We start from the raw sequence: 23,197 nt of genomic DNA, 5'->3' as shown, positions 1-23,197 counted from the left end.
CCTCGTTCGGGACTTCCTCGGGGTGGAGGTCGATTTCGGCGAACTGCCGGACGACCTTATACAAAAGATCGGCATCGGCAAGTCGATCGATCTGGTGGTTGAAAGCGAATTTCTCGAAGATCTCCTTCGTCTCCTCGTCATACTGGTTGATGTAGTACTGGAGGTTCTCTGCGATATCGTCGGGGTCGTTACACAGGGATTCGAAGGTGTACTCACTAGTGTTGTACACCTGTGCATCGGCAGCCTTCTTCAACGAGGGGGCGACGTTCTCGATACCTTGTTCCTGAAGCTGTTCGTAGCGCTCCAATACCTCGTCCTTGTTCCGTTCAGTTACGCAATCGAGGCGTCGAAGAACAGTCAGCGGCAAGATGACCTTCTGATATTCCGACTGCTTGTAGTCCCCTCTGAGAAGATCTGCAATAGACCAGATAAAGTCCGACTTCTCGTTGAAGTTATCGACCATTGTACGGTGGAAGGTAAGTGTGTATGATAAACGCCACGGAGTACTCACCGAGAAAGCCCGTTATCGACCTCAATTCACTCTACACACTTCGACCACACTGCCCTTCTCGAAGCGAAATTCGGTCACACAGTGAGAGAGCTCATCTCTGTTCTTCTATATCGAGGAGCGATGACCACTGTTCCGACCTGTTTCATTACCCCACGGTTCACAGACTGAGTTACGCACGAATGCAGGATTTCATTGTGGATGAGGACTCGCACCCTCGATCTATCGGGTTTGACGCCACAGACCGACAGGATCTCGTGGTGACTGTCGGTGTTCTTCTCAATCGGACGCAGGAAGCCACACTCCTGGATGACCTCTATCAGACGATATATGATGACGGCTATCTGCCGTTCCGGACGAAAAGCCGTGACCTTTCACTCCCTCCTGAGAAGGTTCAGGAGCTCCTTCTTCGGTGTAACGGGGAGGTCGGTATTTGCGTTCATCAGGACGACGTCAAGCTTCCATTTGCTGAGGCAGTCCACTCCGCGATCCTCCTTGACGAACTGAGTGTGACTACCGACGACACGATAGCCATCGTCGACGGTGACCAGGGTAGAGCAGGCCAGCTGTATCAGACTGCCGTTGCAATCGACGTGGTTCCGCCGTCAATCACAAACTGTGCCCAGTCAGAGCTCTACTATCCACATCTCCTGTTGGCGGACCTTGTTGCTGGCGTTGTCGCAGATACCATTGCGGCGAATCCTACAGCTCTCTCTTCAGCCTCGGTCGCTGGACCAGTTGAGATGATACTGGAGACGACACTGGAATCTCGGAAAGGTCGATGGGGACGTGGATATTCCGCTGTTGCGCGTGGCGAAGGAGAGGTTCGACGGGCAACATACGAACAGCGATATGCGCATTCCGTCCGGGAGCGCGTCAGCTGTTGGTTTCACGGAATATTTGGGAAGACCCATGCTCCACCTCCGGAGAGTGATGGCGTTCAACCTGTTGTAGGGAGGCTCGAGGCAATGGGGTGTAGCGATGTCGCTACGTGGCTTGCTGAGCAGTAGTGAAAGGGCACTGATTCCCGCCTCCACCCCCGTTTCCACGCGGGACCTGTCCGAGGACGCAATTGTGATGTGGTGCGTCCCCGTTCGGACCGCGTCTTACCGGGATGGCAGGAGCGGTGCGACGGGCTTCAAACGCCGGTGCCTGCGGCGCTCCACCTAGTACATGCAGGTGCCTCCTATTAGAAGTTGTCCTTCACCAACAGAGGTACACAGTACACGAGCTAATGCCGACTTATCACAGAAGTCGTCACTGGAATACCGCTATTCTCCGCTCAAGTGGCCTAATCAGGGGGTGACACACCACCGTTTCTGATGCTCGACAGATATTTAGTGTAAGCTTGTTATAGAAGCTCCTATGCGACTGGAAGCGACCGCAAAGCAGGACGAATACAAGGTCTGGATGACCGACGCCGAACTCGAGGAGCTGCGGCGGGCCGCTGCGAATCATCGCGACGATCTCATTATCCAGCTCGGCGGCTACGTCGGCCTCCGAGCCTTCGAAATTCCGCAGATCCGCCCGGAACACGTGAAGCGCACGCCGGACGGCGATCACTACCGACTCCGGGTACCAGAGGGAAAGGACACGACCGGGAACGGCGGCAAGCCCCGTGACGCCTACCTCCCCGCGGACGTCGAGGGGGACGTTCACCGCTACCAGACTGCCGAAGATATAGCGCCAGACGATTTATTGATCGATCTCACCGAGCGCGGCGTCCGCGACGTCGTGAAGCGCACGGCCGAGCGTGCGGCCGCCGAAACCGGGGACGACGACTACCAGTACGTGAGTTCTCACGATCTCCGCCGCCGCTTCGCGCAACGCCTCCTCGTCGACCGCCAGATGAATCCTCGCGTCGTGATGGCCGTCGGCGGTTGGGATAGCTTCCAGGCTATTGAACCATATCTCAATGCCCCGACGGCCGACGTCGTCAACGACGCCTTCGAGGAGGCCGGGCTCGCATGACCGAAGACGACGTCGACCCCGACGACCCGCGACCGGCGGGCCACTACCCGCGGTTCGCGGACAATGAGTGGCACTACGTTCCGGACGAACTCGCACAGACGATCTCGCTCGGACCGGGCGGCGACGGTGAAGAGGGCCAAGACTGGGTGCTCACGTACACGCCGGAGCAGCGGGATGAGAACGACCGCGAGAAAGTCCTCGTTCGGCTGACGCCGCGTGCGCTCCACGAACTCTACATCGAGACGAAAGACCTGTCGAACGACACCCGGATGCACGGCCACAGTGCCGAGTGTGACCTGTGCGGCGAGCAGGTCGATCTCGAACGAGCGATTCCGAACCCTCGTGGAGAGCCGTGCCACAAGCACTGCTGGGCAGAGTACACGGGCGCGCCTGAGTGGTTCACCGACCACGTGTAGCGAAAATCGGTAAAAACGAATGATAGGGCGGCGAGGGGAGCGGTTTCTGGAACGCGAGGGTAGGGGTCGATCCGGGGAGAACCGGGTTCCATAGCGTGTTACGGGAGCAAATCCCGGAGATCGTCCTCGTCGAGCGCGTCGTGATCCGCGAAGTGTTGCTCAACATCGGGCACCTTCTCCAGCGCAGTGACCTCCTCAGCTTTCGTCTCTGCACTCGGACTGTACTCTGCCAGCGCCTTGTGAGGGTAGTCGTGGTACGGGTCGATGAAGAAGAGATAGATGACATGATACTCTGTGTTTCCGCGTGGGATTTCGTCAACGACCTTGGTGTACAATCGACCCTGATCACCGACGGTGATGATATCGAGGTTGGCGATGCGCTCGTAGATGAACGAGCTGGGTGGCGCCTCGCTCGTGACGATGTTCAGGAGCCGGGTGATGACCTCCTCCTGTTCCGAGGCATCGAGTGCAGCAAAATCTGCAGCGGCTTCCCCAGCAAAGATGACCCTCGTCTCTTCGTCCGACAGTGATACGTAGCTCACATCTGCCTCAGAAAAAGTCGGTTAGTACTTCAGTAGAGACTCGAGGTCCTCTTTGCTCGCTGTATTCCCTTCGGCGATGTCCTCAATGCCGCGAAGAACGCCTTCAGGAACCTCAGGACGATCTCCGTCCTCGGCGTCGCCTTCGCGGTCGTCGCCAGCGGGGTGGAGACTCATTGATGAAATATCGGCGCTCCTCTGTAATAAGCTTGTGGACGGCTACGCGGACGTCGACGGCTCTGCGGTACTCGCTCAGGATTGCAGGTCGTCGTGGGCCTGGAGGGCGTCCCGGTCGAGGCGGTCAGCAAGGGTGCGGATGCTCTCGGCTGGCTCATCCATCAGGCTTTGACCAGCTCGAGGCAGTGCAGTGTGACGACGTGCTGGAATCGGCTGGCGTCTATCGCACCCCTCTCTATCTGCTGAATGTATATTGCAGAAGAACCAGAGAGGGGCTTCGCACTACGGAGAGAAGGACCAACAAGAATAGCAGTGAGAGACTGTTATGAGATATCTCCATGACGGTCAACGTGGTCTTCTATACACCTGAGTGAGTACGGGGAGTCAACCAATGACGACTAACGACGATGAGACGCTCCGGCTACTCTGTATGGGAGACAACCACGGAGATGTCGACTCTCTGGAGCGGGTCGTCGACGGTACTGAAGGCGAGGAATTCGACTTCGTAATTCACGTCGGCGATATCACGAATGCATGGTTTGATGGCGTCGACGAGGGCCGGGAACAGCTCGATGCGGTCACGCCGTATTTCGAGACGCTCCACGAGCGGGGAGAACTCCTCTACATCTGGGGGAATCGGGACGGGGCAATCGGTCCGGAACAGCCGTTCCAAGACTACGATCTCCCAGGGACGTTCATCCCCAAAGACGACGTGATTACCGTTGCTGGAGAGACGTTCACGCAGAATCCCGAACTAGTTGAAGACGAGACAATCCTCGTGAATCACTACTGGCACCCCGAACTGCTGGAACACTTCGAGGGAAAGGCGTACTTCTCCGGTCATGTACATACCGGCCGCTACAAGAATAAGGCTCTCAACACTGCGTTCCTCTACCGAACGGCTGACCATGGTGCAGACGCTCTTCTCGGCGCGTACTTCGTCGTCGAAATCGCACCTGACGGAACGTGGGAAATCGATTTCCGAAACATCGGGCAGGTTCGGAAAGGAATCTGCGGCTCTGTTGAAATCCTCACCAGCTAACAGGAACTGCGCTCAACTCGCTAAGTACAGGAGACTCGCAAATCCCTTAGACCATCTCGGTTTGACCCACAAGGCACATACGTAATGTAGGACAAATTGAATTTATATGCTTTTGAACAAGCGAACAAGTGAGATTTTAGCGGCCACAGCCGCCTTTCTCTTTGTTCTTGGGACGTTGACTGGGTTGCGGGTCTGGGACTTGGAGCCCTCGACTTCAGTACAATCGGCTATAGTCTGGGTGGGTGCGCTCCTTATTACCGCCATCGTTGTCTTCCGGGCGTTTCAGGGCGCAGATCTCGTTGGGAATTGGATACTCGCATTCGGCCCATGTTTTGGTTTCACACTCAATCTATTCATCCCGATCATGGCGGGGCCGGGCGCTTTCATATTCCCAGTTGGAAGCGGAGCAATCATCTCTGGCGTGATTACAGTAGTTGGGTACTTGATCGGACGAGGTTTCAGCGAGGTTTGAGATGAACAGGACGCGTAACCGGATTCAATAAGCATCCTCACTTACCGGCTGTTTCACAGCAAATAGTATCTGACCAATAGGATTTCAACAGAGCCGAATCTGCCCCAAACATCACGCGCTCGGTGTGCAGTTCGTCCCTGACTACTGGCGACAGGACTGCCAGTTCTGCTACGACGAAGACGACTTTTACAGTGAGGTCGCCCGTTCGGCATTCTACGGACTGGGAACGGTGCAAGAGGAAGCTGAGGTTGAAGAAGTGACGGAATATGCAACATCAACATTCGAGGCTACGCCGCCGTCTTTCAAAGAGAAACTGCGAAAGTTTCTCGAAGAGCAGGCAGAGGAAGCCTCGTAGCGGCGAAAGTGAGTCCGAAATAGATCTATGCCGATTCAGTCCGGAACCGAGTGATTGGGACGTCAGTGACGTCGTCGTAGTCATCGTCAGCACCGACGAGTAGCATCCCGTCAACGTGCGCCGCAGTCCCGAGTGCGAAGGCATCACCGAGTGCTGGCGAGTAGCGGAACTTGAAATCGGCGGCGGCGGACCACGTCTGTTCGGTATCGACCCGGCGGATACCGCTCTCCTCGAGGACGTCGACGACAGCATCAGCGCGTTCCTCGCCGTCGATTGCACGCACGACGTAGTGGACCTCAGCGAGGTTGATCGCTGAGATGTACCCATCGGCCGCGCCTTCAACGGCGTCGACGTACGTTTCGACGGTGTCGCTCCCCGGTTCGTCGCAGAAATAGGCGATGAGTGGTTCGGCGTCGAAGACGATCGTTTCGGGAATCTCAGCCCCGTCCGTCATGCGTCAGCCTCGTCGTCACCGGCGTAGCGCTGCCGCAACTCCTCGTCACTGGCTTTGTCCGCTGCGCGTTCCTTCCGTAGGCGCTCGGTTCCCGAGCGCCCCTGCTCGTCGGTTTTCCCTTCCAGAATCCCACGCAGGTCTGTAACCGAGTGGATGGGGCGAACAACGATGTCACCCTCCTCGGTCCGGACGAACTTCACACGGCCGGGCGTGTCGATACCCAACTCCTCACGGAACTCCTTCGGGATGGTGGCTTGCCCGCGCGACGATACGGACACCACTTTTTCAGACTCTGTCTTGCTCATACACTTCCCAATCATTACTTTGTTCCAGTCATACAAAAGACTAGCGTTGAGTTCGGTAGTTAACAAATCAAACTAGTCATTACAGTCGACACCACTCGGAGCACCGCCTTAACCAACAAGTCTGATTATGTCGGCTGTTTGTTGGTTAATAGAATCACGCTCCGGTTGCATTCGAAGCACTCGATCTACAGTACCCGTGTTACTCGCAGCTTGACTGTGGGCATAATAATTAAGGTGGAATCCAATGTGGGAGTAGATACAGCCAATGTGGTCTCCACAAACTGCCGTCCAGCGGTTTTTCACAGACCAATGTGCAGCTTTGGCTTGCCCTCTACCGCCACACACCGGCCTTCCGCGAACAACGACTGCCGATATCTCCACCGGATCGCTCACACCAACCACGACGAATATCGCTCGGAGCATCTGAAATGGGTGGGCGCGACACGCAGATCACGGTGTACGTCACGGACGAACGCAAGGCCGAACTCAAACAGCGTGCCGATGAGGAGGACACCTCCATGTCTGGGATCATCAACGACATGATCGACCGCCAGCTCCAGCAGGACGCCCAAGACGCGATTGCCTCAGAAGCGCGCGCTGAAGAACGGATTCAGGAGCTGATCTCAGTCGGCACCGAGCAAATGGTCGAGACCGCTAAGGAGATCCGAGATATGAACGCGAAGTTCGGTGCCTACACAATCGCCAACTTCGAACTCATGAAACAGGATCGGTCAGCGCACGTCCGGCAAGAGGCACTCGATACGGGCGCTCGTCGGATCCGGCAAGATCTCGAAACGAGTATCCAGGAGGTAGGAGAGGTTCCGTCATCCACGGAGGCGGGTGCTGAGAGCGCGACTGATTCGACCGCGACGCAGCAGCCCACGTCTGACGGGGCCCCCGACTCGCCTGACGCAGCCACCGACGACACGCCAGACGACGTCGACGAGACGACAGCCGCCCCCAGCGATGCTGAAAGCGATGAGGACGATGGTAGCGACCTCTTCACCAAACTTCGGAGTGATCGCGAATGAAGGTCTTCACGGACACCAACTACCGCGAGCACGGTGCGCGGAACCTCGTCGAGTATCTGGATAAGGAGAAGGGGCTTGAGAACCGCGCCGGCGAGGAGATGTCCGACGAGGAGATTGAGGCGTTCATCGAGAAGTCCGAAGAATACGAGTTCGAGCGGGAGGTCATCATCTCACCGCAGAACGGTACCGATCTCTCCGACGACCAATTCAGTCTGTACACTCGGCAGGTGATGAGCGAGTTTTGCAAGGACCGCAATACAGCGACGTACTGTTATGCAATCCATCGCGATACCGATCATCCACACGCCCAAGTTGCACTGACTGGAACGAAACGCGACCTCTGGATGGACAAAGAGGACTGCGAACAGCTCCGCGAGCGCGCCCACGAGCAGTTCCACGACCAGCATCGCGAGCTTACCAAGGAGCTCTCGCACCAGTTCGAACAGACGTTGCAGCACGACGCCACACCCGAACTGGAGACCGAATCCGATCGAGACCTGGACCACGAACAAGACTCCGGACCAGAGCCCGAGCAGGCACAAGCACAGGGGCCTGACTCGTGAGCGCCCGTACTGATTCCGAGTCTCAGAGCAAGGACTACCGGCAAGAAGATGAGGTCGAGATTTTCTTCCAAATCGCGGCAGCGATGGCGGCTGCGCTGCTGTTGCCCTGGGTGTATGCTATCCTCGAGCGCGCGAATTTCCACGACTTCAAATTCGATGGGTTACATCGGAGTCGCGCGCTCTGGCTCGTCCCCCTGTTCTATCTGGTGGGCGCAGTCGGCACTGTCCTGCTGTTTCCAGCGCATCTCCAGCTGTTCTGGGCGTTCCACGTCCTGCTGCTGGCACAAATCGCCGAAGTCCTCCTTCATCAGGCCGGCTATCTGACCGGCTTGTCGCTGCCGCTCATCGAGCAGTTCACGCCGCTCCGTGTGGGTGGCTTCGTCGTCGTACTCGGAAGCGCAGTGTATGCAGCCCAGCGACTGCGGAGTTGGGATACGGAACGCGAACTCCGTCGAATCATCGACGACGGGAACTACGTCCTCCCGTTTCAGGGCCTCTCTGCAGCAAGTGATCGCATGAGTCTCTCGCGGTTTGTCCCGCTCCGCAAGGACCGATCGATTCTCGTCCTCGGAGAGACGGGCGCCGGGAAGACCGAGACGATCAAGCTCCTCACTCACCAGATGCAGGCCGGAACTGGCGATCCGTTCGTTGTCTTCGACTACAAAGGCGAATATCAGGAGAACTTCGAACAGGACCACGATCACGAGAACCTGATCTACCTCTCGTCGACGGACGCAACCGAATACTGGAATCTCTTCGCCGAAATCGAACGCGAAGCCGATATCGACGAAATCGGCCGGGCGCTGTTTCCCCACACAGATGGGTCAGAATTCTTCAGCCAAGCTGGCCGCCAACTGTTCGTTGCCGTCGTGACGTACCTTCATCGAGAAGCCCAGGTAAGCGATACGACGCCGACGAACGCCGACCTCGTCGCCTTCGTCCAGTCGACGGATAAGCAAGAGATGCACGAGCGGCTCACGGACTATTCGGATCTCACTGCGGCAGCGTCGGCAATCGACCCGGATTCGGAACGACAGGCGGCCGGCGTCTACGCGAACTTCCAGCAAGTCATCGCTGACCTCTTCCGCGGTGATTTCGCAGAGGCAGGCGAATTTTCGATTCGCGAGTATATGGACGACCCACAGGGACGGACATTACTGTTGGATTTCCCGATTACGGAGGGCGACGCGGTCCAACCCGCGTTTCGGTTCTTCATCGACTGGGCGGCACGGTTTGCACTCGCGAACGATCAGGACACGTACTTTGTCCTCGACGAATTTGCGCGGCTCCCTGGCCTCCGCAAGATCGGCGACCTGATCAATGCAGGCCGGGGGCGAAACACCCAGCTCTTGCTCGGTGTGCAGTCGGTCGCACAACTCCACGACACCTACGGGAAAGACCGGGCGAACGCGCTGTTGAGCGGCCTCGTCCAATCAGTCATCATGCGCGTTGGCGATGCAGCGAGTGTTGAGTACGCGCAATCACAGATCGGCCGTGAGAAACAGCACCGTTCCGTCCCTGTCCACGACCGCGACGGCCGCTCGGTTGGCCGGCAGGAACTTCAGGATGAAACCCATCCAATCGTCGAAAGCGATCTCGAACGCCTCAACGATGGCGAGGCGATCGTCGTCGTCCCCGACGGCTGGCTGCGCGGCCTAATCATCCGTTTCACAGCCATTCGGAGGCAGCTCGAGCGGGCGCTTGAGCGCACACCGGAGTAGTGACTAGAGAGCGATCAGGGATCTCGGCTAGCGCTCCGGATCAGTGATCCGAAGTTCGCCATCGACCTCGTAGAGCCACCCGGAGTTGAGCAGCCGTTCGATAACGTACTCCGCATCAGCCGGTTCATCCGGGAAGTCCTCAGCAGCGAGCAGGAGGTCCTTGGCCTGGTCCTGCGAGAGCTCCGTCTGCTGATCCGGCGTCCCCGATACGAGGATCTGATAGGCGTCCTCGATCCAGTCGGGCAGCGACCGGGGCTCGTTTGACCACATCGTCGGCTCTCTGATTGCTAGTGCTTCGTGTCACAGCCAATTAATAGCCGCTGTCTGGGAACTGCGTGGTTCTCCTGTATTGAACGGTCGTCTGACGGGTGCAACGAGGAGGTAAGAGCTGTTCCACGACCCCGAAGCCGATTGTAGCGATACAGCTGGATTACGAAGAATCGTGAACTGGCTCGGGGATGCCGACCGCGCTGAACCGGACGTCAACAGCACCACAGCCAGCGCAGTCGTCAACGAACGCACAGATCTGCAACGAGGTCTCTAATTCTCGGAGAGCCCCACACACCGAACACTCGTACGAGATCCGATATCGAACGGGTATTCGGCTATCTTTTTCTTGTGTGTGAGGTGCTGTTGTCGACGATGGCTCTTGGTTGTGTTCAGGTGCCGTGTCTGCTTGGCCTGGATCGGACTGGTCGGGTGAACTGTGCCACATGTCGTCGGGGAGACTGTCGTAGAGTCGATCGGGGTCGCTGTCAGTGTCGTCGACGGGGACAGCGTCAGCTGGTCGTGTTGGTTCCGCTGATTCCTGGTGTGTTGCTGACCCGGCATCGTCGACACCAGCAGAGCGATCAGTCGGTGGGAAGGCTGTCGTCGACGCGCTGATCGCGACGTACTCCGTACTGTCGTGGAGTTCGCCATCGATTGCAGCGGCGAGTTCAGCGAGGGGGTTCGCGATCTGTGGCTCGGCATGGTTCTCGACACCCGTCTCGAATAACCAGTCGCGAAAGGCGGTTGCTGTCTCAACGTCGAGCGTAAACGATGGGGTTGGTGACATCAGTGACTCGCTCCGTCCCCCTTGGGAACGACAAACCAGCGCTCGCCAGCCAGCGTTCAACGCCGAGTGACAGTAGCTGTATCGTGATTGTGGAGCATCACTTAATGATTTATACGACTATTTGTTTCAGAGAGACCAAAACTGAATGGGCCGCTACGTAGGTCTGCATATTGATCGCTGGAGTTGGGAGAAACAAGACAACACAGAACGGTCAATACAATGTCTTGAAGGTATAACCACCAACAATCACGGGAGGTTCTAACTCTCCCAATTACAAGTATCGCTGACAACTACGGTAGTACTTTCCGTTTCCAGCAGATGTTTTTATACACCACTAAATAACTAAGATGCATGGTTGAGATAGAATTTATTACCTTCGCTTGTAATGATTCGGAACAATTGGCGGAGTTCTGGTCGGCGGCGCTCGGTGGTGAACGACGAGAGCTTCCAGCATCGCTTGATCCGGAAATTGTTGATTGCCCCGGCAACGGCCCAGATCTGCTGTTCAAAGAACAACCGAAAGGAACGGAACGAGACCTCCCAATCCATCTCGACGTGTCAACCGAGAACCGTGAGGAGACAGTCGAACAGCTCCGTAACCTCGGTGGATCCGTCCGTGAAACTAAGACCGAAGCGTACGAAACGCATACCGCAACGTGGACCGTGATGGAAGATCCTGAGGGGAACGGCTTCTGTGTAAGCGAGTATCAACAATAGATTGTGGTGATAGTTGGTGTTTTTGCTGAACCAACTAACATCTCTATGATAAGTGACTTTTCAGAATTAAATATAGATTGAAACAAACATAGACACTATGCCACATACACCGTCTGTACTGAACGGTGTAGGCACGGGGATAATGCAGTAGTAGATCCCCTGTATAACGCTATCAGGTTGTGGCTGCCGGCCGACCGGAAGGAGGCCGGGAGCGGAGGGTGGGGAGGTGGGGCGTCTACTGGGCGGTGGTCGCAAGAAAAAACGAGGGAGGAGTGCGCTCAGTGCAGGGTGTCCGGCTCCTGATCGAGGATGACACCCGGGTCTTTCGTTCCGTGTCGGGCTTCGTAGGCGTCGACGAGCTCGCAGTTGTACCGACTGATCCGGCTCGTCGACGTCTCCAGGACCGTACTGGTCGCCGCCGCCACCTGCTTGTGGGTGAGATGCTTCTGGGGCGTCAACCGATCCGCACCATAGAGTGCCGCCGCCGCGATGGTGAGCCGCGACGTCCCCGGCCCGACCGGCTCGTGATCACCCAGCTCCATGAGGTAGTGTGCCAACCGCCACGTCCGCACGGCTGCACTCCCCGGAATGGCGTCGTCATCGAGTGCGTCCACGACCGTCATCACCGCGTTCGGTCGGGGAACGGGGACAGTATCGACCCCGAGTTCACACCGAATCTTCCGCGCCGCGGCACACACCCGCTCCTGCGGTGCCTTCGTGTAGGTCGCCACGTCGACGTCGATTGCCTCGCGCTCAATCCGCGACTCGCGCGCTGCGAGGAGCATGGCACCGCCCGCGAGTGCCTCCCAGGCCATCCGCCCGCCGGCCAACCGCGCCTCTGAGGCGCGTCGGAGGTATCGTGCCGCCGTCTTGACGACGTGCCCCGGCAGCCCCAGGTTGCCGCCGATCATCTCGATATCGCGCAGCCCCTCGTTGAGCCGCTTCGTCCGCTTGCGACCCTCGCCGAACTGGTAGCGCTTGTGCCACTTCCGGAGGCGCTGGAACTTCTTCCACTGCTTGGTACTGAGCGGATTTCCGTGTCCGTCAGTGCTCTTCGTTATCTTCGTGTGGAGGCCCTTGTCCGTCCGCAGCGGGTCCACCGTCTCGATGCTCTGCTCAGCGTTCCCGACCATCCCCAGATCGCCCAGCGTTGGGCTCCGATCGACCCACTCGGCCGCGACGACCAAGCCACAGTCCGCACAGAACGACTCCTCATCGTGGGTCACAACCCGACCCTCACACTCCGGGCACGCCGACCGGGCCGCTGGCTCTCGCTCGACTGTCGCCTCGAGGCCGTCCAGCTTGGTGGTTGAATACTGTTCGTCCGAAACCGTCTTTTCGCTCGCGTTGGTACTCGACATTGGTCTTAGACCTGAAGGCGCTCACGCGCCCGACACCGCGATGCCTCTACATCGCGGATTTCCTCGACGACAACCCGACAGACTCGTCTGCGCGCTCTCGCTCGCGCCTTCGCGAGCGCCCTGTGGGCGCGAGCGAGAGCGCGCCCGAGGCGGCCGATCATCCAGCACCGCGCGCCGACCCGCCCGGAGCGAGCGGCCAGCGCATTCCCCGTTCGCCGCGACGCAACCACGTCCGTCGCGGGCGGCTTCGCCGAGGTCCGCAGGACCCGAACGGGTGAAGCGCTGGCGTCGAGGGCACATCCATTTTAGCCCGGAACGGGCGCGGGCGGTGCCGAGAGCGCCCGCACGCCCGGAATGGTCGGTCGCGAGCGACGCGGAGGGCGGCAGCGGCGAGCGGGGCGGGCCGTTCATACCACACCAGTCAACCGATGGAGATCGCTGACCCAGCTATAGACTCCGGGCGGGACTGAAAGGGGCCGGACGCTCGACGTGCCCCGACGACGCAAGCACCGCAGGGACGAGGCGCGCAGCGAGTCGTGGCCGGCGAGCGTCCGGGGGCTTTCGTAGTAGTCTCGATTGACGCACCCAGCTGTTTGTCCCTCCAGAAAACGTTTGACCCAGTGCTATCCACTAGGCATATGGTCCCGCTGACGCGTCGACAACTCCTCCAACAAATGGTAACTGGTGGCGGTGTCCTAGCACTCGCCGGCTGTCTGTCCGCCCCACGTCGTGGATCCAGTAACACGACCGAAGGAGAGACCGCCACGAACGATACGATTCCGGCAGGCACCTGGCCACAGATCGGCTACGATAGCCAGCACACGCGCCACATACCGGACGCCCGTGGTCCACGAGACGACGCGACGATCGCGTGGCAGAGCCTCGGTGACCGGCCCGTCTATCCACCCGTCGTCGACGACGCGCTCTACTGCACCGAGGGGTGGACAGACGGCACCGCGTTTGCACTCGCATCTGAGGACGGGACACAGCAGTGGTCCACCTCGGAGTTGCCGCCGACGCGGTGGGCGCCAGCCCTCCACGACGACCGATTGCTCGTCATTACGCGTGCAGAAGGGAACGTCGTCCGTCTGCACGCGTTGGACACCGCCAGCGGCGACCAGGTGTGGGTACAGGAGGAAGGGATTACGGCCTCCAGCGGCGAGCATCCGCCGATCAGTCCGACTGTCCACGGTGACTCCGTCTATATTGGGTCAAATCGAGGGATTATCGTGTGCGATGTGACGACAGGAGACCTCAACTGGACGGCGACGCTCGGCCCACACGTCGTCGAGACAGAGAATGGACCGACCTGGCGTACCGACTGGGCAAAGCCGGCGGTCACCGCCGATCGGGTGTTCACGTTCGATATGAACGACAGCTATCGGGCGACACGAAAAGTGTATGCGGTGAACCGCCGGACCGGCGATCGGGACTGGACCGCCGAGTTGAACGTCGGCGACGGGTGGTATCTCAAGGCGCACGTCGTCGTTGGCGCCGACCTCGTCTTCGTCGCGGCGCTGAAGCCGCACGTGTCGGCAGGGATGGACGATTCACCGTGGTCGGGATCGGAGCGGCTGTTCGCCCTTGACGCCGCCTCGGGTGAGGTTACGTGGGACTGGACGCTCCCAAAGAAGACGCTCAGTCCGCCGGCATACGCGGATGGGGCGCTCTACGTTGGCGAGTGGGACCCCGATGCCGACACTGGCCGGTTACACGCACTCAACGTGAGTGACGGCAGTCGCACCTGGACCTACGAGTCCGATGTCGGGGCTGTCTTGTCGCCGACTGTCGCGGGGGATACGGTGTATCTCAGCCAGGGAACGGAGCTTGCAGCCGTCGCACGGGCGGATGGAACACGCCGCTGGCAACTGGAACTCGGGGCGCGTATTGGCCCGCCGGTCGTTGTCGAGGAGACGGCGTACATCCAGACAAATCCCGGCCACAATGACGATAGCCAGCTACTGGCGGTTCGTGAGCCGTAAGTCGACCGTTGGGTAGCATCACCGACACTGGTCGGCCGCGAGCGACGCGGAGGGCGGCACGCGGCGAGCGGGGCGAGCCGTCGAGAAACACCCGTCTATCCGGTTCCGAAACTCGAGGAACCAACCGCTATCCTGGTGGACTCAGAAAGGGCGAGGCCGGCTCGGTCGTCCCCCGACCCCGCAAGCACCGAGTGTAACGAGGCGCGCAGCGTGGTCTTCGTGAGCGCAGCGAACGAAGGCAGGGAAGTCGCAGCCCGCACAACGGAGTGAGCAGGACCGTCTTCCCGTGGTCACGGGATGCCGAGCGGCCGAGGGCTTTCGAGGGGTTCACTCACTGTATTTATCAGATCCGGTAGCACTATGTTGGATATGGGATTCGGACCGAGCATTTCGGCTCCGACCATAACGGGAACACAGGTCGTCTACCCAGCACGGCTCCTTGCAGCGTGGGCCATACTCACTATCGCCAGCATTGTTCTCGAACGCGTCATCCACCGGTGCAAATACTGGACTGTCAAACTCACAGGCACGCATCCGTTCGGCTGGTTCGCGTCGCTCGACAGCGATCACCAAGGCGACTTGAGAGAGACAGAGACGTACACGGTTGCGGATCTCAAGGACGAACTCGACTGGGAACGCAAGTGGTGGCGTCGAACAGCACGACGGGGGATCCGGGCCGTCGTGATCGCGCCGGTGGTCGAGGAACTCACCTTTCGTGGCGGCCCATACCTGCTGGCGGTCACGCTAGGCGGCGCTCACCTCCCGCTGTTGGTCGCTGGGTCAGTTCTATGGGCGTTCCTCCATACCCGGAATCCACGTCCCTATCGTCGTGGAACGATCCCAGTGTTCGTCAGCGGATTGCTGAGCCTGTATCTGTGGCTGATAGGGCTCTGGTGGCTGGCGATCCTGGTGCATGCAGGCAACAATCTGGTGGCGATAGCGCTGGGGGCCGGCGAGAAGTGGTGGCGGCGCTGGCAGCAGTCGTTCTCACCAGGCGAAGAATACACCGTGACAGTCGACGACCGGAGCCCACAACCGGATCGTCATGGCCTGTATCGGGCGTACACACCGGCCGACGAGACACTCCACGTCGCCGACGTCGAGCCGGGGGAGACGACGCGGGTGCGAGTCGCGACGACGGTTGGACTCCACGGCTACGCGTACCCCGTCGCCAGATCGGAGCAAGATACTGATTGCGCTGACTCTTAACCAACAGTAGGGTGGAATGGCTCCAGTGTTGGTTAATAGAACGATGGTCTGGCGATAGCATCAACCACTCCACCGGTTTCTGAGCTTCGTCAGATACCGCAGGGCATACCTGGAAGGATCACCGATCGCCGCGGGACAAGTCCGTTACGCGGGGACCAGTTGCTCGGACAGCGCCTTGATGTGGCGCCCAATGGTGTCCGCACTGGCGTTGACATCGATGTAGACGTCTTCGGCGACCTCCTCCTCCCGGGTCATCTCCGAGCCGTCCTGATGGTAGGGAGCATTGTTGACGATGTACCGGTTGGTCGCAGACGGGAGTGCAATGGGCAGATCCTCGGTGGTGAGGTAGTCACGCTCGGCGAGGAAACGGACAAAGTCGCGGTAGTTCTGTGCGGCACTCTTCTCATCGTTCAATCGGACGTTGCCATGTCGGTACTCAATGCCGAGGGTGGCGGCGACCTCATCCCAGAAGTCCGCGCGTGGGCTGGCGAGGTCGGTGATCGCGTCGGCCTCCAGCTCCAGGTGGATCTTACCGTCCTCGGACTCTGAGATCGAGCGCGTCACGAAGTCGGTCTCAAGGGGGCTGCCGTTCAGCTGGTAGGTGTTGATCGTCACCTCCCGCTCCTCCCCGGTGATGGGGTCGGGGCGGCGTTCGGTGAGGGTCAATGTGCGGGCGTCGGGGTCGATGGTTGCGTGGTACATCTTGAGTCTCCTCAGACACGAGTCTTGTGTGGATCTTGTGTCCATACGTGTACACACAATACACATATATAAACATGCTGGTTGTCGTGGAGGTACGGCACGACCGCGAGCGTGTCGCAGCTGGTCGAAGTCCGGAGCGGAGTATCGTGGTGACTCAGCTCAAGGGGTAGAACGCGCCAACGCGTCTCGAAACCACCTGGAGAGCAACACTCCGACCATTTCTCCGTGGCACGAATCGCAACGGATAACTGTTCGAGGCAGCCTATATGAATCACTATAGGAATTCCTAAACCAAACGACTGCGAGTCGACAGAGCCCCAGCAGCTCCATCCACAGTTTCCGGAGCATTGGCTGTCTTCGGCTTGGCGACACAATGCTTTTCGATCCCCTCCGAGAGAAGAGAATATGCGCCGTCGTGCCCTCCTCGCGACCGCTGCCACGTCCCTCCCCGCATTCATCGCTGGCTGCACCGGCCCCGGTAGGCTTGGTGGAAGCAACGCTGCCGCGGAAGCCCCCACAGCGCGCCTCGAACTGGAAACGCTCGCCGACGCGAACCTCCCGACGAAGGTCCTCTATACGGTCCGGCCCGCCGAAGGCAACGATGAAACAGCCCGACTATTTGATCGAATCCTCGACGGCGGTGCGACAACGAAGGCGACACGCCCGCCATTCCCCGAACAGCGACATATCGCCTACCAGGACGGCGTCTACGAACTGTCCTACGAGGTGATCGAGGAAACGCCGGCCACCAGGTACTCCGTGAAGGTCGATATCGTCACAGACTCAGTGACCGAGGCCGAAGCCATCCAGTTCGCTGATCTCCCTGAGGTCGACCAAGAAGAGTTTGCCGCTCACGGACTGGCCGATGGTGATCCGGTCGGGATCGGGACGACGTTCCTCTATACGGACGCCGAACGCGAGCAGTCCGTCCTCGTTCCCGAGTCGGAGTACTCGTATATCACATGGGACGATGGGACCGAAGCCGAATGGGTCGTCGACGACGCCTACAACACGACGCTGAACACCTATCGCTATTCGGCCGACCAAGTGGCGACCGCTGCCGACTACGGCCAACAGATGCGCGAGCGGTTTTCGTTCGAACTTACGGGCCTTCCAGACGCCCAGCAAGACATCGTCGAGACGGCGATCACAGACGGCCCGTACGTCGTCGACCCCGACGAGACGCCGTCTGATGCGCTTGTGGCGCTCGCCAATCGATTTCGCGGACACGAACAGGCCCACGGGCTCGACGAAGACGGCGAAGGCGATCTGAGCGGCACGTATCTGGTTCGGTACCAGGGCGACGTGTACTGGACGACGCTCGTCGTCCAGCACGACGCGTTCCAGACAGCATCGACCAGCTGACCAGGTCTACTGTTCCAGATTAGCGAATGAGACCGTTCTAACGGTCTCAAACCGGTTACTGAGTCATCATATCGGCTCTGTCGACACCGACTTCCATTCTAACGGCCGAATCGTTGCCGCATCTGTCTGTGGAAATCCTCGGAATACTTTTCCCAAGCTGCTCGGCCAAATTCCTCCGGCTCTATACCCTCATAATGCTCCCTCTCTTCACCGACGATCCAACCGTGATCGACGTAGAACTGCAGAATACGGGTAGAATCCTCCGTTGAGATCACCAGCACGTCCGTGATGTTCGTCGGGATTTCATCCACCACCTCGTCCGGATTCGGGAACGTCCCCCGGACAAATGGCAGCTGCTCGTCCAGTTTCTCAACAGCTGACTTTGTCAGCGGCTGTTTTGGCAAGCTATCGACTATTCTGTGATTTGTGAAACAAACAGGACACTCCCCTTCGCCCAAATATTCCAACAGGTCGTGCTCGGCGTACTGGCGCCGCAACTCTGCGAGCTGCGCTTCGAAATAGTCCGACTCGAAAAATCGCTCTGGGTCTTCTAGGATACGATCTTGTACTTTCTCCCGTTCCGATTCAGACATCGAAACCTGTCCGAATCGCTCAGCCCTACTATACAAGAACCTCCCCCATAGCTCACCCAGTTCTTGAGGTTGCTCGATAAGCCCTTCTTCTTCAATACGGGTTCCTGTGAACCCGCCTGGATCGGAGGGCATGATCGTCGAGAAGAACAAGATTCTGGGGAATTTGAAATAGGCGTGAATTTGGTCGTCACCGTAGACACTAGTGCCGTCGAGGTTCCGCTGTATATACACCTCAAACCCCTCGGGTGCCTCCGGATCCGACTTGACGAGGTCAATCTCGTCGGCAAAGAAGATGTGGTGCTGAGAGGGATCCTCCGATATCGGTTTCTCGCCCAATAAAATCGCTTCCCACGTCTCCAACCGCTCTTCGACGACCTCGTTCTGAGGGTGTTCTTCTTCGTGCCAGACGGCCATTTCGGAGACAAGAAGCCGCCACGAGACAGAGAGAACAAACTTGTACAACCACTCACCGTACTCAAACACCTCCTTCTGGCCACGGATATGCGGGTAGAACACTTGAGAGGCAAATTTACTCTCCCAGTCGGAGAAAATCTGCTCACAATCCTCACAGAGTAGCTCTTCGTGATGGTCTTGAATCCGAGTATCTGGGTCAACTACCTTTCTGAGAAATGGTGTTGGTCCGGACTTCTTCATCCACCGAATCACAAATCGAGGGATGATGTGGCTGTTCTGTAGCTCGCGTGTTTCCCCACAGAGCCTGCATTCATCCATGATACGCCGAATTGGCTGGCATAGTACAATTTTCTGGTGATAGCTAGAGTCATCTATTCGAATCGCGTTAGAACAGAGTTTCAAGACCTCAACACAAATAGAGCTCGTGAAATTAGGATTTAGGGCCTTATTTGTACAATATCGCCGAAATCAGTAGTTAATCACAACTAGGAAAACTGACGGTGAGTAAGTGAGTCGAGTATACGAGAGGAAGTTTCAATCTCTTGTTACAAGGTGCTCGGTTCTGAGAGAGCTAAAGTTCAAAAAGCTCTGGAACAGGTTGCTTACTCGATTATTTTTCGGGCCTTCAAAGTATGTCTGATGTGTATAAGACAATAGTAACATGGGAAACAGAGTGGAAAAACATTAAGTTCAGACAGCGTCTCTGTTGGGGTAGCCGTTAGAAATGCGAAGTTGTCTGGTGACGCTCCGCTCACAGCGCCCGGTTTCACGCCGAGGAACTGCCGCCCGTAGTGATCGAGAACCCAACACACTACACAATGAGTACCAACGATTCTGACGACTCTGACCGACTCGAACAGTATATCCGCAACGAGAAGGGCCACCTTCCCAGCAGCGAGAGCATAGTCGCGCTCGCGAATTGGCTCTACGCGAACGAGTATTTCGAGACCAACGATCGCCTGATCCCCACGAGTGACCTCAAGGAGATCCTTGGTGATCGGCTCGAATACGGGGTTGATACGGCCCTCGACCATCTCGAAGAGATCAACGTCGTCACCGAGGTGTCGCGTGGTGGCGGACAGATGATTCTACACGAACGGAAAAATAAGGCCTTTTTCAACCCGAGCAACCGGGACATGATCCCATTCCTCGAAGAAGAGGTCTCACGCTTCCTCGAGGACCTACACGAGCAGGAAAGGCGGAGACAGGAATCCGACGATACCAGTACCGACGAGGCCCCATCGGTCGCTGATGGCGGCGAACCCGAAACAAGCGAAGAAGACGCCGATTCGGAGACTGAGGGGGCCGAAGTCGACGATGATGAGGACACCGACAACGTACCGACAACGCTTCGCGCAGTCGCCGCAGCTGTGCTGGACGTCGAGGTACCGGTTGAGGACGCGCTCACGAATCCCACGGATTACATCGAGCGGATTGAGCGGTTTGATGGCATAGTCTCGGCAATCATCGAGAACGATGAGGTGAGTCGAGAGCGTGAGTACGAACCGATGGGCTGGCGTAATACCGCCAACAAGTGGGTGCTGACGAAGACAGCGAAAGCACGAAAGGAGAACGAATCACTGGCGGGATAATCGTGGGTCCGAAGTCGCAGATATTCATTGGACAACGTTCGGAAGTCGACTAGAAGACCGCCCTGTGGGAAAGTCCTGAGTAAAATAAGCTGCGTACGCGAGTCGCTACGAGACATCGGGGGTTGCGAACGGGAGGACTGCCTCCCGAACGAACCGAGGGTATTCCTCGACATCCATCTCAGAGGGCTCGTAGATGGCGAGATACCCACTCTTGGTGATGAAACCCCGGAGCTCGCGTTGCTCCCACTCAAGATCTTCAAATCCTAAGAGTATGTTCGGATGATCACGAACATCATCCGGAAGATCAGTTGCATGCTGAATATCCCCGACAGCGGTGATGTGATCAACATTTGACCCCTGGTCAGTGCCCGCCATATTCATCTCCGCAGAGGGATTCGCTTTGGCGAATTCGACGACGTCGATGAGAGCCTGTCGAACTGAACCATCCATCGCATAACTCAGGAGTTCGCGAGCGGTATCGTCTCGGGTACTCTCAGTGATGACGAACTCGGCATTGACCTCGAAGAACTCAGTGTCTTCAACTTGCTTTTCAGTCACCTCACGATCGATCTCGAGTTCCCCATCAGCGTTGATGTGGCGAGTTTTAATCTCCGCCATATCCTCTTTCATCATGCGTCCCTGACGAATAGTCAGCCCGCTAAACGTCTCTTGACCACCACACACGCGCAAAGCTGAGCGGAGCGTTTCACCCTTCTCCTGTCGCTCAAGCGGAAACGGTTCGGTGTCGATTTGACTCCCATCAACTACCAAGTTGATGGCATCTGATTTCATGCTATCACTCTATCTCTTTCTTAATACGGGGTAGATAACATAGGTTATTTTATTGTCAAGTAAGATTTGAATACGGTTGAGCGTAGGGCAGGAAGTGACAATTTACACACAAAGATAATACCCAACGGTTGAGTATAATCAGAGGAATAACCGACAAGCCGCCGGATCAAGCGGTCTCCGATGATGAGCTCATAGAGGCGGTGAGGCAGGTCTGTGAGAAACGCGGACTACCCGTTGCCCCAACCCGATTGATCGAGGAGGTAGACGGAATCGATATCCAGCAGCAGACTATCAAGCGACGGCTGGACAAGATTGATCACCGTGTGAATTCACTCAAGGTTGGTCGGGGGAAGGTATGGTGGGTCCCAGATGGCGAGGAAGTGGAAGGCGAAGTCGATGTCTCCGCCATCAATTGGGCACAAATAGAGCCTGAAGAAATACCACCGCAGAAGATCGAAGACCACCCAGAATTCAATATTCCAGATTATTGGGAGTCGTGGACGGAGCGAGCGAATACGGTTGTAACGATTGCCTTCCCGCCAACCTTTGTCGGTTTTATTGTGTTCGCTCTGCAAGACGCAAATATACCCGTCGTCGGAGGAATTGGAAGGGATGCTGCCACACTAGGGGCGCTCGTAACTCTGGCAGGACTATTCTTCATCGTGATCGGCATCTTGATCGGCATTGCTGCAAAAGCCGGAGCATTCTTAGCCGCCCATGGTGTTGACGAACAGGTCCAAACTGCGAGATTTAAGATTGTGGGTACAATCAAAGACCGAATCCCTCTGTCCGTTTCTTGGAAAAGCTAGCGTCTTCGCCGGATATGGATACTACTCAGTTTATCTTACCAAACACTTGTCTAGATCTGAGAGCCCATATTTGGTAAGACCCGACGCGACATCCAGCTGTTCAAAATAGGACAAGAATTGACTTTCCGACTTTGTTAATGGAGTCGGAAACTCAAAGTACCTAGCGCCGGTTCCTACGGGTAACTGTATATAAACCGATGTCCACCGATACGAATTCGGAAACTCAGCCGAACGAACAGGCCGATGTCTGGCTTACGCCCAACCAGGTCGACGCGATGCGTGATGTAGCGATCGATACCGGGGCTAAGTACCTCCGACAGCGCAACGAAGCTATCATTACGCTGCTCGCGGACACCGGACTCCGCAACGAGGAGCTCACGCAGCTGACGGTCGAAATGTACCTGCGTGACCAGGGGGAACTCTATCTCCCGAAAGAGATCCAGAAATCGAGTCACAACGGCCGCTCAGATTGGCCACGATCTCACCACCTCGAGCTCGACGTCGACGAGACGTTGGGCACACAGCGCTCCTTGAACAGTTACCTCGACAATCGGTGGAAGGAGAGCCCCTTTCTGTTCCCGAGCCGCCAGAAAGAGCAGATCACGACGCGGTCAGTTCGGAATCTCATCAAGCGGGCTGCAGTCGAAGCCGACATCCGCCCCTACAAATACAAGGATGGGGACTTCGGCCGCGGGGATCCTGAGGACGTCCATCCTCACGTCCTGCGCCATAGTCTCGCCTATCGGCTTCTCCACGAGCGCGATAACGATCGGTTTGATATCTACTTTGTCCGGAATCGGTTGCGCCACGCCTCTCTCCAGACGACGCTCCGAGAGTACGATCACTTCCGTACGATCTAGAGAATAGGACTTGGAGACCAGCTTATGCGGGTAGATTTCGGATATAGGAATTACGATAGGAATTCTAATAGAGATACATATAGGAAAGAGCGCTGAATCGTAGATTACTTTCTGTCTTTCAGCGCCCCTAGCCAACCGCTATTCGAAACGATATATCGTATGCCGATATATAATTTGGTGGGCGGGCAAA

At 57.5% G+C, this 23,197-nt stretch carries 25 protein-coding genes; 15 read left to right on the top strand and 10 right to left on the bottom strand.

The annotated features are described in order from the left end of the window. Nucleotides 1–463: type I restriction-modification system subunit M N-terminal domain-containing protein (locus FY251_RS18990; RefSeq protein ID WP_187367452.1), on the bottom strand; the 463-nt coding region annotated here is incomplete at its 3' end. A 227-nt stretch (nucleotides 464–690) separates the two neighbouring features. Here FY251_RS18990 and FY251_RS18985 point away from each other — a divergent pair. The 3 genes from FY251_RS18985 (at nucleotide 691) to FY251_RS18975 (ending at nucleotide 2,895) form a co-directional block, all read left to right on the top strand. Beyond that, nucleotides 691–1,518, top strand: a complete 828-nt coding sequence (locus FY251_RS18985; protein ID WP_148416566.1) for a hypothetical protein — start codon at nucleotides 691–693, stop codon at nucleotides 1,516–1,518. Nucleotides 1,519–1,873: 355 nt separating this feature from the next. Then, nucleotides 1,874–2,479, top strand: a complete 606-nt coding sequence (locus FY251_RS18980) for a site-specific integrase (protein ID WP_148416565.1) — start codon at nucleotides 1,874–1,876, stop codon at nucleotides 2,477–2,479. Further along, nucleotides 2,476–2,895, top strand: coding sequence for a hypothetical protein (locus FY251_RS18975; protein ID WP_148416564.1), 420 nt, complete (start codon nucleotides 2,476–2,478; stop codon nucleotides 2,893–2,895). The genes FY251_RS18980 and FY251_RS18975 overlap by 4 nt, the downstream gene beginning before the upstream one ends. Nucleotides 2,896–2,993: 98 nt before the next feature. On the opposite strand, the gene FY251_RS18970 is transcribed toward FY251_RS18975, so the two are convergent. Both FY251_RS18970 and FY251_RS22690 read right to left on the bottom strand, forming a co-directional pair. Then, entirely contained in the window at nucleotides 2,994–3,437 is a 444-nt protein-coding gene (locus FY251_RS18970; protein ID WP_148416563.1) for a hypothetical protein, read from the bottom strand. A 21-nt stretch (nucleotides 3,438–3,458) separates the two neighbouring features. Next, a complete protein-coding gene (locus FY251_RS22690; protein ID WP_157573400.1) occupies nucleotides 3,459–3,611 on the bottom strand; it encodes a hypothetical protein in 153 nt (50 codons plus the stop codon). Nucleotides 3,612–4,002: 391 nt separating this feature from the next. Here FY251_RS22690 and FY251_RS18960 point away from each other — a divergent pair, with 391 nt between their 5' ends. Together FY251_RS18960 and FY251_RS18955 are read left to right on the top strand one after the other, a co-directional pair. After that, nucleotides 4,003–4,653: a metallophosphoesterase gene (locus FY251_RS18960; RefSeq protein ID WP_148416562.1), complete on the top strand. Its 651-nt coding sequence runs from the start codon at nucleotides 4,003–4,005 to the stop codon at nucleotides 4,651–4,653. Between the two features lie 596 nt (nucleotides 4,654–5,249). Continuing rightward, nucleotides 5,250–5,480 carry a hypothetical protein gene (locus FY251_RS18955; protein ID WP_148416561.1) on the top strand — a complete coding sequence of 77 codons (231 nt, stop codon included), beginning with the start codon at nucleotides 5,250–5,252 and terminating at the stop codon, nucleotides 5,478–5,480. 25 nt (nucleotides 5,481–5,505) lie between these two features. Here the strand turns inward: FY251_RS18955 and FY251_RS18950 are convergent, their stop codons facing one another. After that, entirely contained in the window at nucleotides 5,506–5,934 is a 429-nt protein-coding gene (locus tag FY251_RS18950) for a PIN domain-containing protein (RefSeq protein ID WP_148416560.1), read from the bottom strand. Then, on the bottom strand, nucleotides 5,931–6,239 hold the full coding sequence (locus FY251_RS18945; RefSeq protein ID WP_148416559.1) for an AbrB/MazE/SpoVT family DNA-binding domain-containing protein: 309 nt from the start codon (nucleotides 6,237–6,239) through the stop codon (nucleotides 5,931–5,933). The genes FY251_RS18950 and FY251_RS18945 overlap by 4 nt, the downstream gene beginning before the upstream one ends. 428 nt (nucleotides 6,240–6,667) lie before the next feature. Between FY251_RS18945 and FY251_RS18940 the strand changes: the two genes are divergently transcribed. From FY251_RS18940 to FY251_RS18930, 3 genes are read left to right on the top strand one after another with little or no spacing between them, the layout of a single operon-like run. Next, nucleotides 6,668–7,270: a hypothetical protein gene (locus tag FY251_RS18940; protein WP_148416558.1), complete on the top strand. Its 603-nt coding sequence runs from the start codon at nucleotides 6,668–6,670 to the stop codon at nucleotides 7,268–7,270. Continuing rightward, nucleotides 7,267–7,833: a relaxase gene (locus FY251_RS18935; RefSeq protein WP_148416557.1), complete on the top strand. Its 567-nt coding sequence runs from the start codon at nucleotides 7,267–7,269 to the stop codon at nucleotides 7,831–7,833. The genes FY251_RS18940 and FY251_RS18935 overlap by 4 nt, the downstream gene beginning before the upstream one ends. After that, nucleotides 7,830–9,554, top strand: coding sequence for a type IV secretory system conjugative DNA transfer family protein (locus FY251_RS18930; RefSeq protein ID WP_148416556.1), 1,725 nt, complete (start codon nucleotides 7,830–7,832; stop codon nucleotides 9,552–9,554). Before FY251_RS18935 ends, FY251_RS18930 begins: the two co-directional genes overlap by 4 nt. A 27-nt stretch (nucleotides 9,555–9,581) precedes the next feature. Here the strand turns inward: FY251_RS18930 and FY251_RS18925 are convergent, their stop codons facing one another. After that, nucleotides 9,582–9,824, bottom strand: a complete 243-nt coding sequence (locus FY251_RS18925) for a hypothetical protein (RefSeq protein ID WP_148416555.1) — start codon at nucleotides 9,822–9,824, stop codon at nucleotides 9,582–9,584. Nucleotides 9,825–10,962: 1,138 nt separating this feature from the next. On the opposite strand from FY251_RS18925, the gene FY251_RS18920 reads away from it, so the two are divergent. Next, nucleotides 10,963–11,328: a VOC family protein gene (locus FY251_RS18920; protein WP_148416554.1), complete on the top strand. Its 366-nt coding sequence runs from the start codon at nucleotides 10,963–10,965 to the stop codon at nucleotides 11,326–11,328. A gap of 278 nt (nucleotides 11,329–11,606) precedes the next feature. On the opposite strand, the gene FY251_RS18915 is transcribed toward FY251_RS18920, so the two are convergent. Then, nucleotides 11,607–12,689 carry a transcription initiation factor IIB family protein gene (locus FY251_RS18915; RefSeq protein ID WP_148416553.1) on the bottom strand — a complete coding sequence of 361 codons (1,083 nt, stop codon included), beginning with the start codon at nucleotides 12,687–12,689 and terminating at the stop codon, nucleotides 11,607–11,609. A gap of 638 nt (nucleotides 12,690–13,327) precedes the next feature. Here FY251_RS18915 and FY251_RS18905 point away from each other — a divergent pair. Both FY251_RS18905 and FY251_RS18900 read left to right on the top strand, forming a co-directional pair. Next, complete coding sequence (locus FY251_RS18905; protein WP_255516753.1) at nucleotides 13,328–14,671, top strand: PQQ-binding-like beta-propeller repeat protein; 1,344 nt, start codon at nucleotides 13,328–13,330, stop codon at nucleotides 14,669–14,671. Nucleotides 14,672–15,040: 369 nt separating this feature from the next. After that, nucleotides 15,041–15,880, top strand: a complete 840-nt coding sequence (locus FY251_RS18900; RefSeq protein ID WP_187367451.1) for a CPBP family intramembrane glutamic endopeptidase — start codon at nucleotides 15,041–15,043, stop codon at nucleotides 15,878–15,880. 144 nt (nucleotides 15,881–16,024) lie between these two features. Here FY251_RS18900 and FY251_RS18895 read toward each other — a convergent pair whose 3' ends face one another. Beyond that, nucleotides 16,025–16,627: a hypothetical protein gene (locus FY251_RS18895; RefSeq protein ID WP_148416551.1), complete on the bottom strand. Its 603-nt coding sequence runs from the start codon at nucleotides 16,625–16,627 to the stop codon at nucleotides 16,025–16,027. Between the two features lie 360 nt (nucleotides 16,628–16,987). On the opposite strand from FY251_RS18895, the gene FY251_RS18890 reads away from it, so the two are divergent. Next, nucleotides 16,988–17,947 (top strand): hypothetical protein, encoded by a 960-nt coding sequence (locus FY251_RS18890; protein ID WP_148416550.1) that lies wholly within the window; start codon nucleotides 16,988–16,990, stop codon nucleotides 17,945–17,947. Between the two features lie 98 nt (nucleotides 17,948–18,045). Here the strand turns inward: FY251_RS18890 and FY251_RS18885 are convergent, their stop codons facing one another. Beyond that, complete coding sequence (locus FY251_RS18885; RefSeq protein WP_148416549.1) at nucleotides 18,046–19,272, bottom strand: hypothetical protein; 1,227 nt, start codon at nucleotides 19,270–19,272, stop codon at nucleotides 18,046–18,048. A gap of 500 nt (nucleotides 19,273–19,772) precedes the next feature. On the opposite strand from FY251_RS18885, the gene FY251_RS18880 reads away from it, so the two are divergent. Beyond that, a complete protein-coding gene (locus FY251_RS18880; RefSeq protein WP_148416548.1) occupies nucleotides 19,773–20,546 on the top strand; it encodes a hypothetical protein in 774 nt (257 codons plus the stop codon). Nucleotides 20,547–20,651: 105 nt separating this feature from the next. Here the strand turns inward: FY251_RS18880 and FY251_RS18875 are convergent, their stop codons facing one another. Further along, nucleotides 20,652–21,179 (bottom strand): hypothetical protein, encoded by a 528-nt coding sequence (locus FY251_RS18875; protein WP_148416547.1) that lies wholly within the window; start codon nucleotides 21,177–21,179, stop codon nucleotides 20,652–20,654. Between the two features lie 287 nt (nucleotides 21,180–21,466). Here FY251_RS18875 and FY251_RS18870 point away from each other — a divergent pair, with 287 nt between their 5' ends. Together FY251_RS18870 and FY251_RS18865 are read left to right on the top strand one after the other, a co-directional pair. Then, the gene (locus FY251_RS18870) at nucleotides 21,467–22,147 is read left to right on the top strand and encodes a hypothetical protein (protein ID WP_148416546.1); all 681 of its coding nucleotides are present in this window, start codon (nucleotides 21,467–21,469) and stop codon (nucleotides 22,145–22,147) included. Nucleotides 22,148–22,344: 197 nt separating this feature from the next. Further along, entirely contained in the window at nucleotides 22,345–23,007 is a 663-nt protein-coding gene (locus FY251_RS18865; protein ID WP_148416545.1) for a site-specific integrase, read from the top strand. Nucleotides 23,008–23,197: the final 190 nt, after the last annotated feature.

Origin of the sequence: Haloferax sp. KTX1 (assembly GCF_902410085.1) — an archaeon.
Taxonomy (GTDB): domain Archaea; phylum Halobacteriota; class Halobacteria; order Halobacteriales; family Haloferacaceae; genus Haloferax; species Haloferax massiliensis.
Note: the sequence above shows the minus strand (reverse complement) of the source record. Positions and strands in the feature narration are given on the sequence as shown.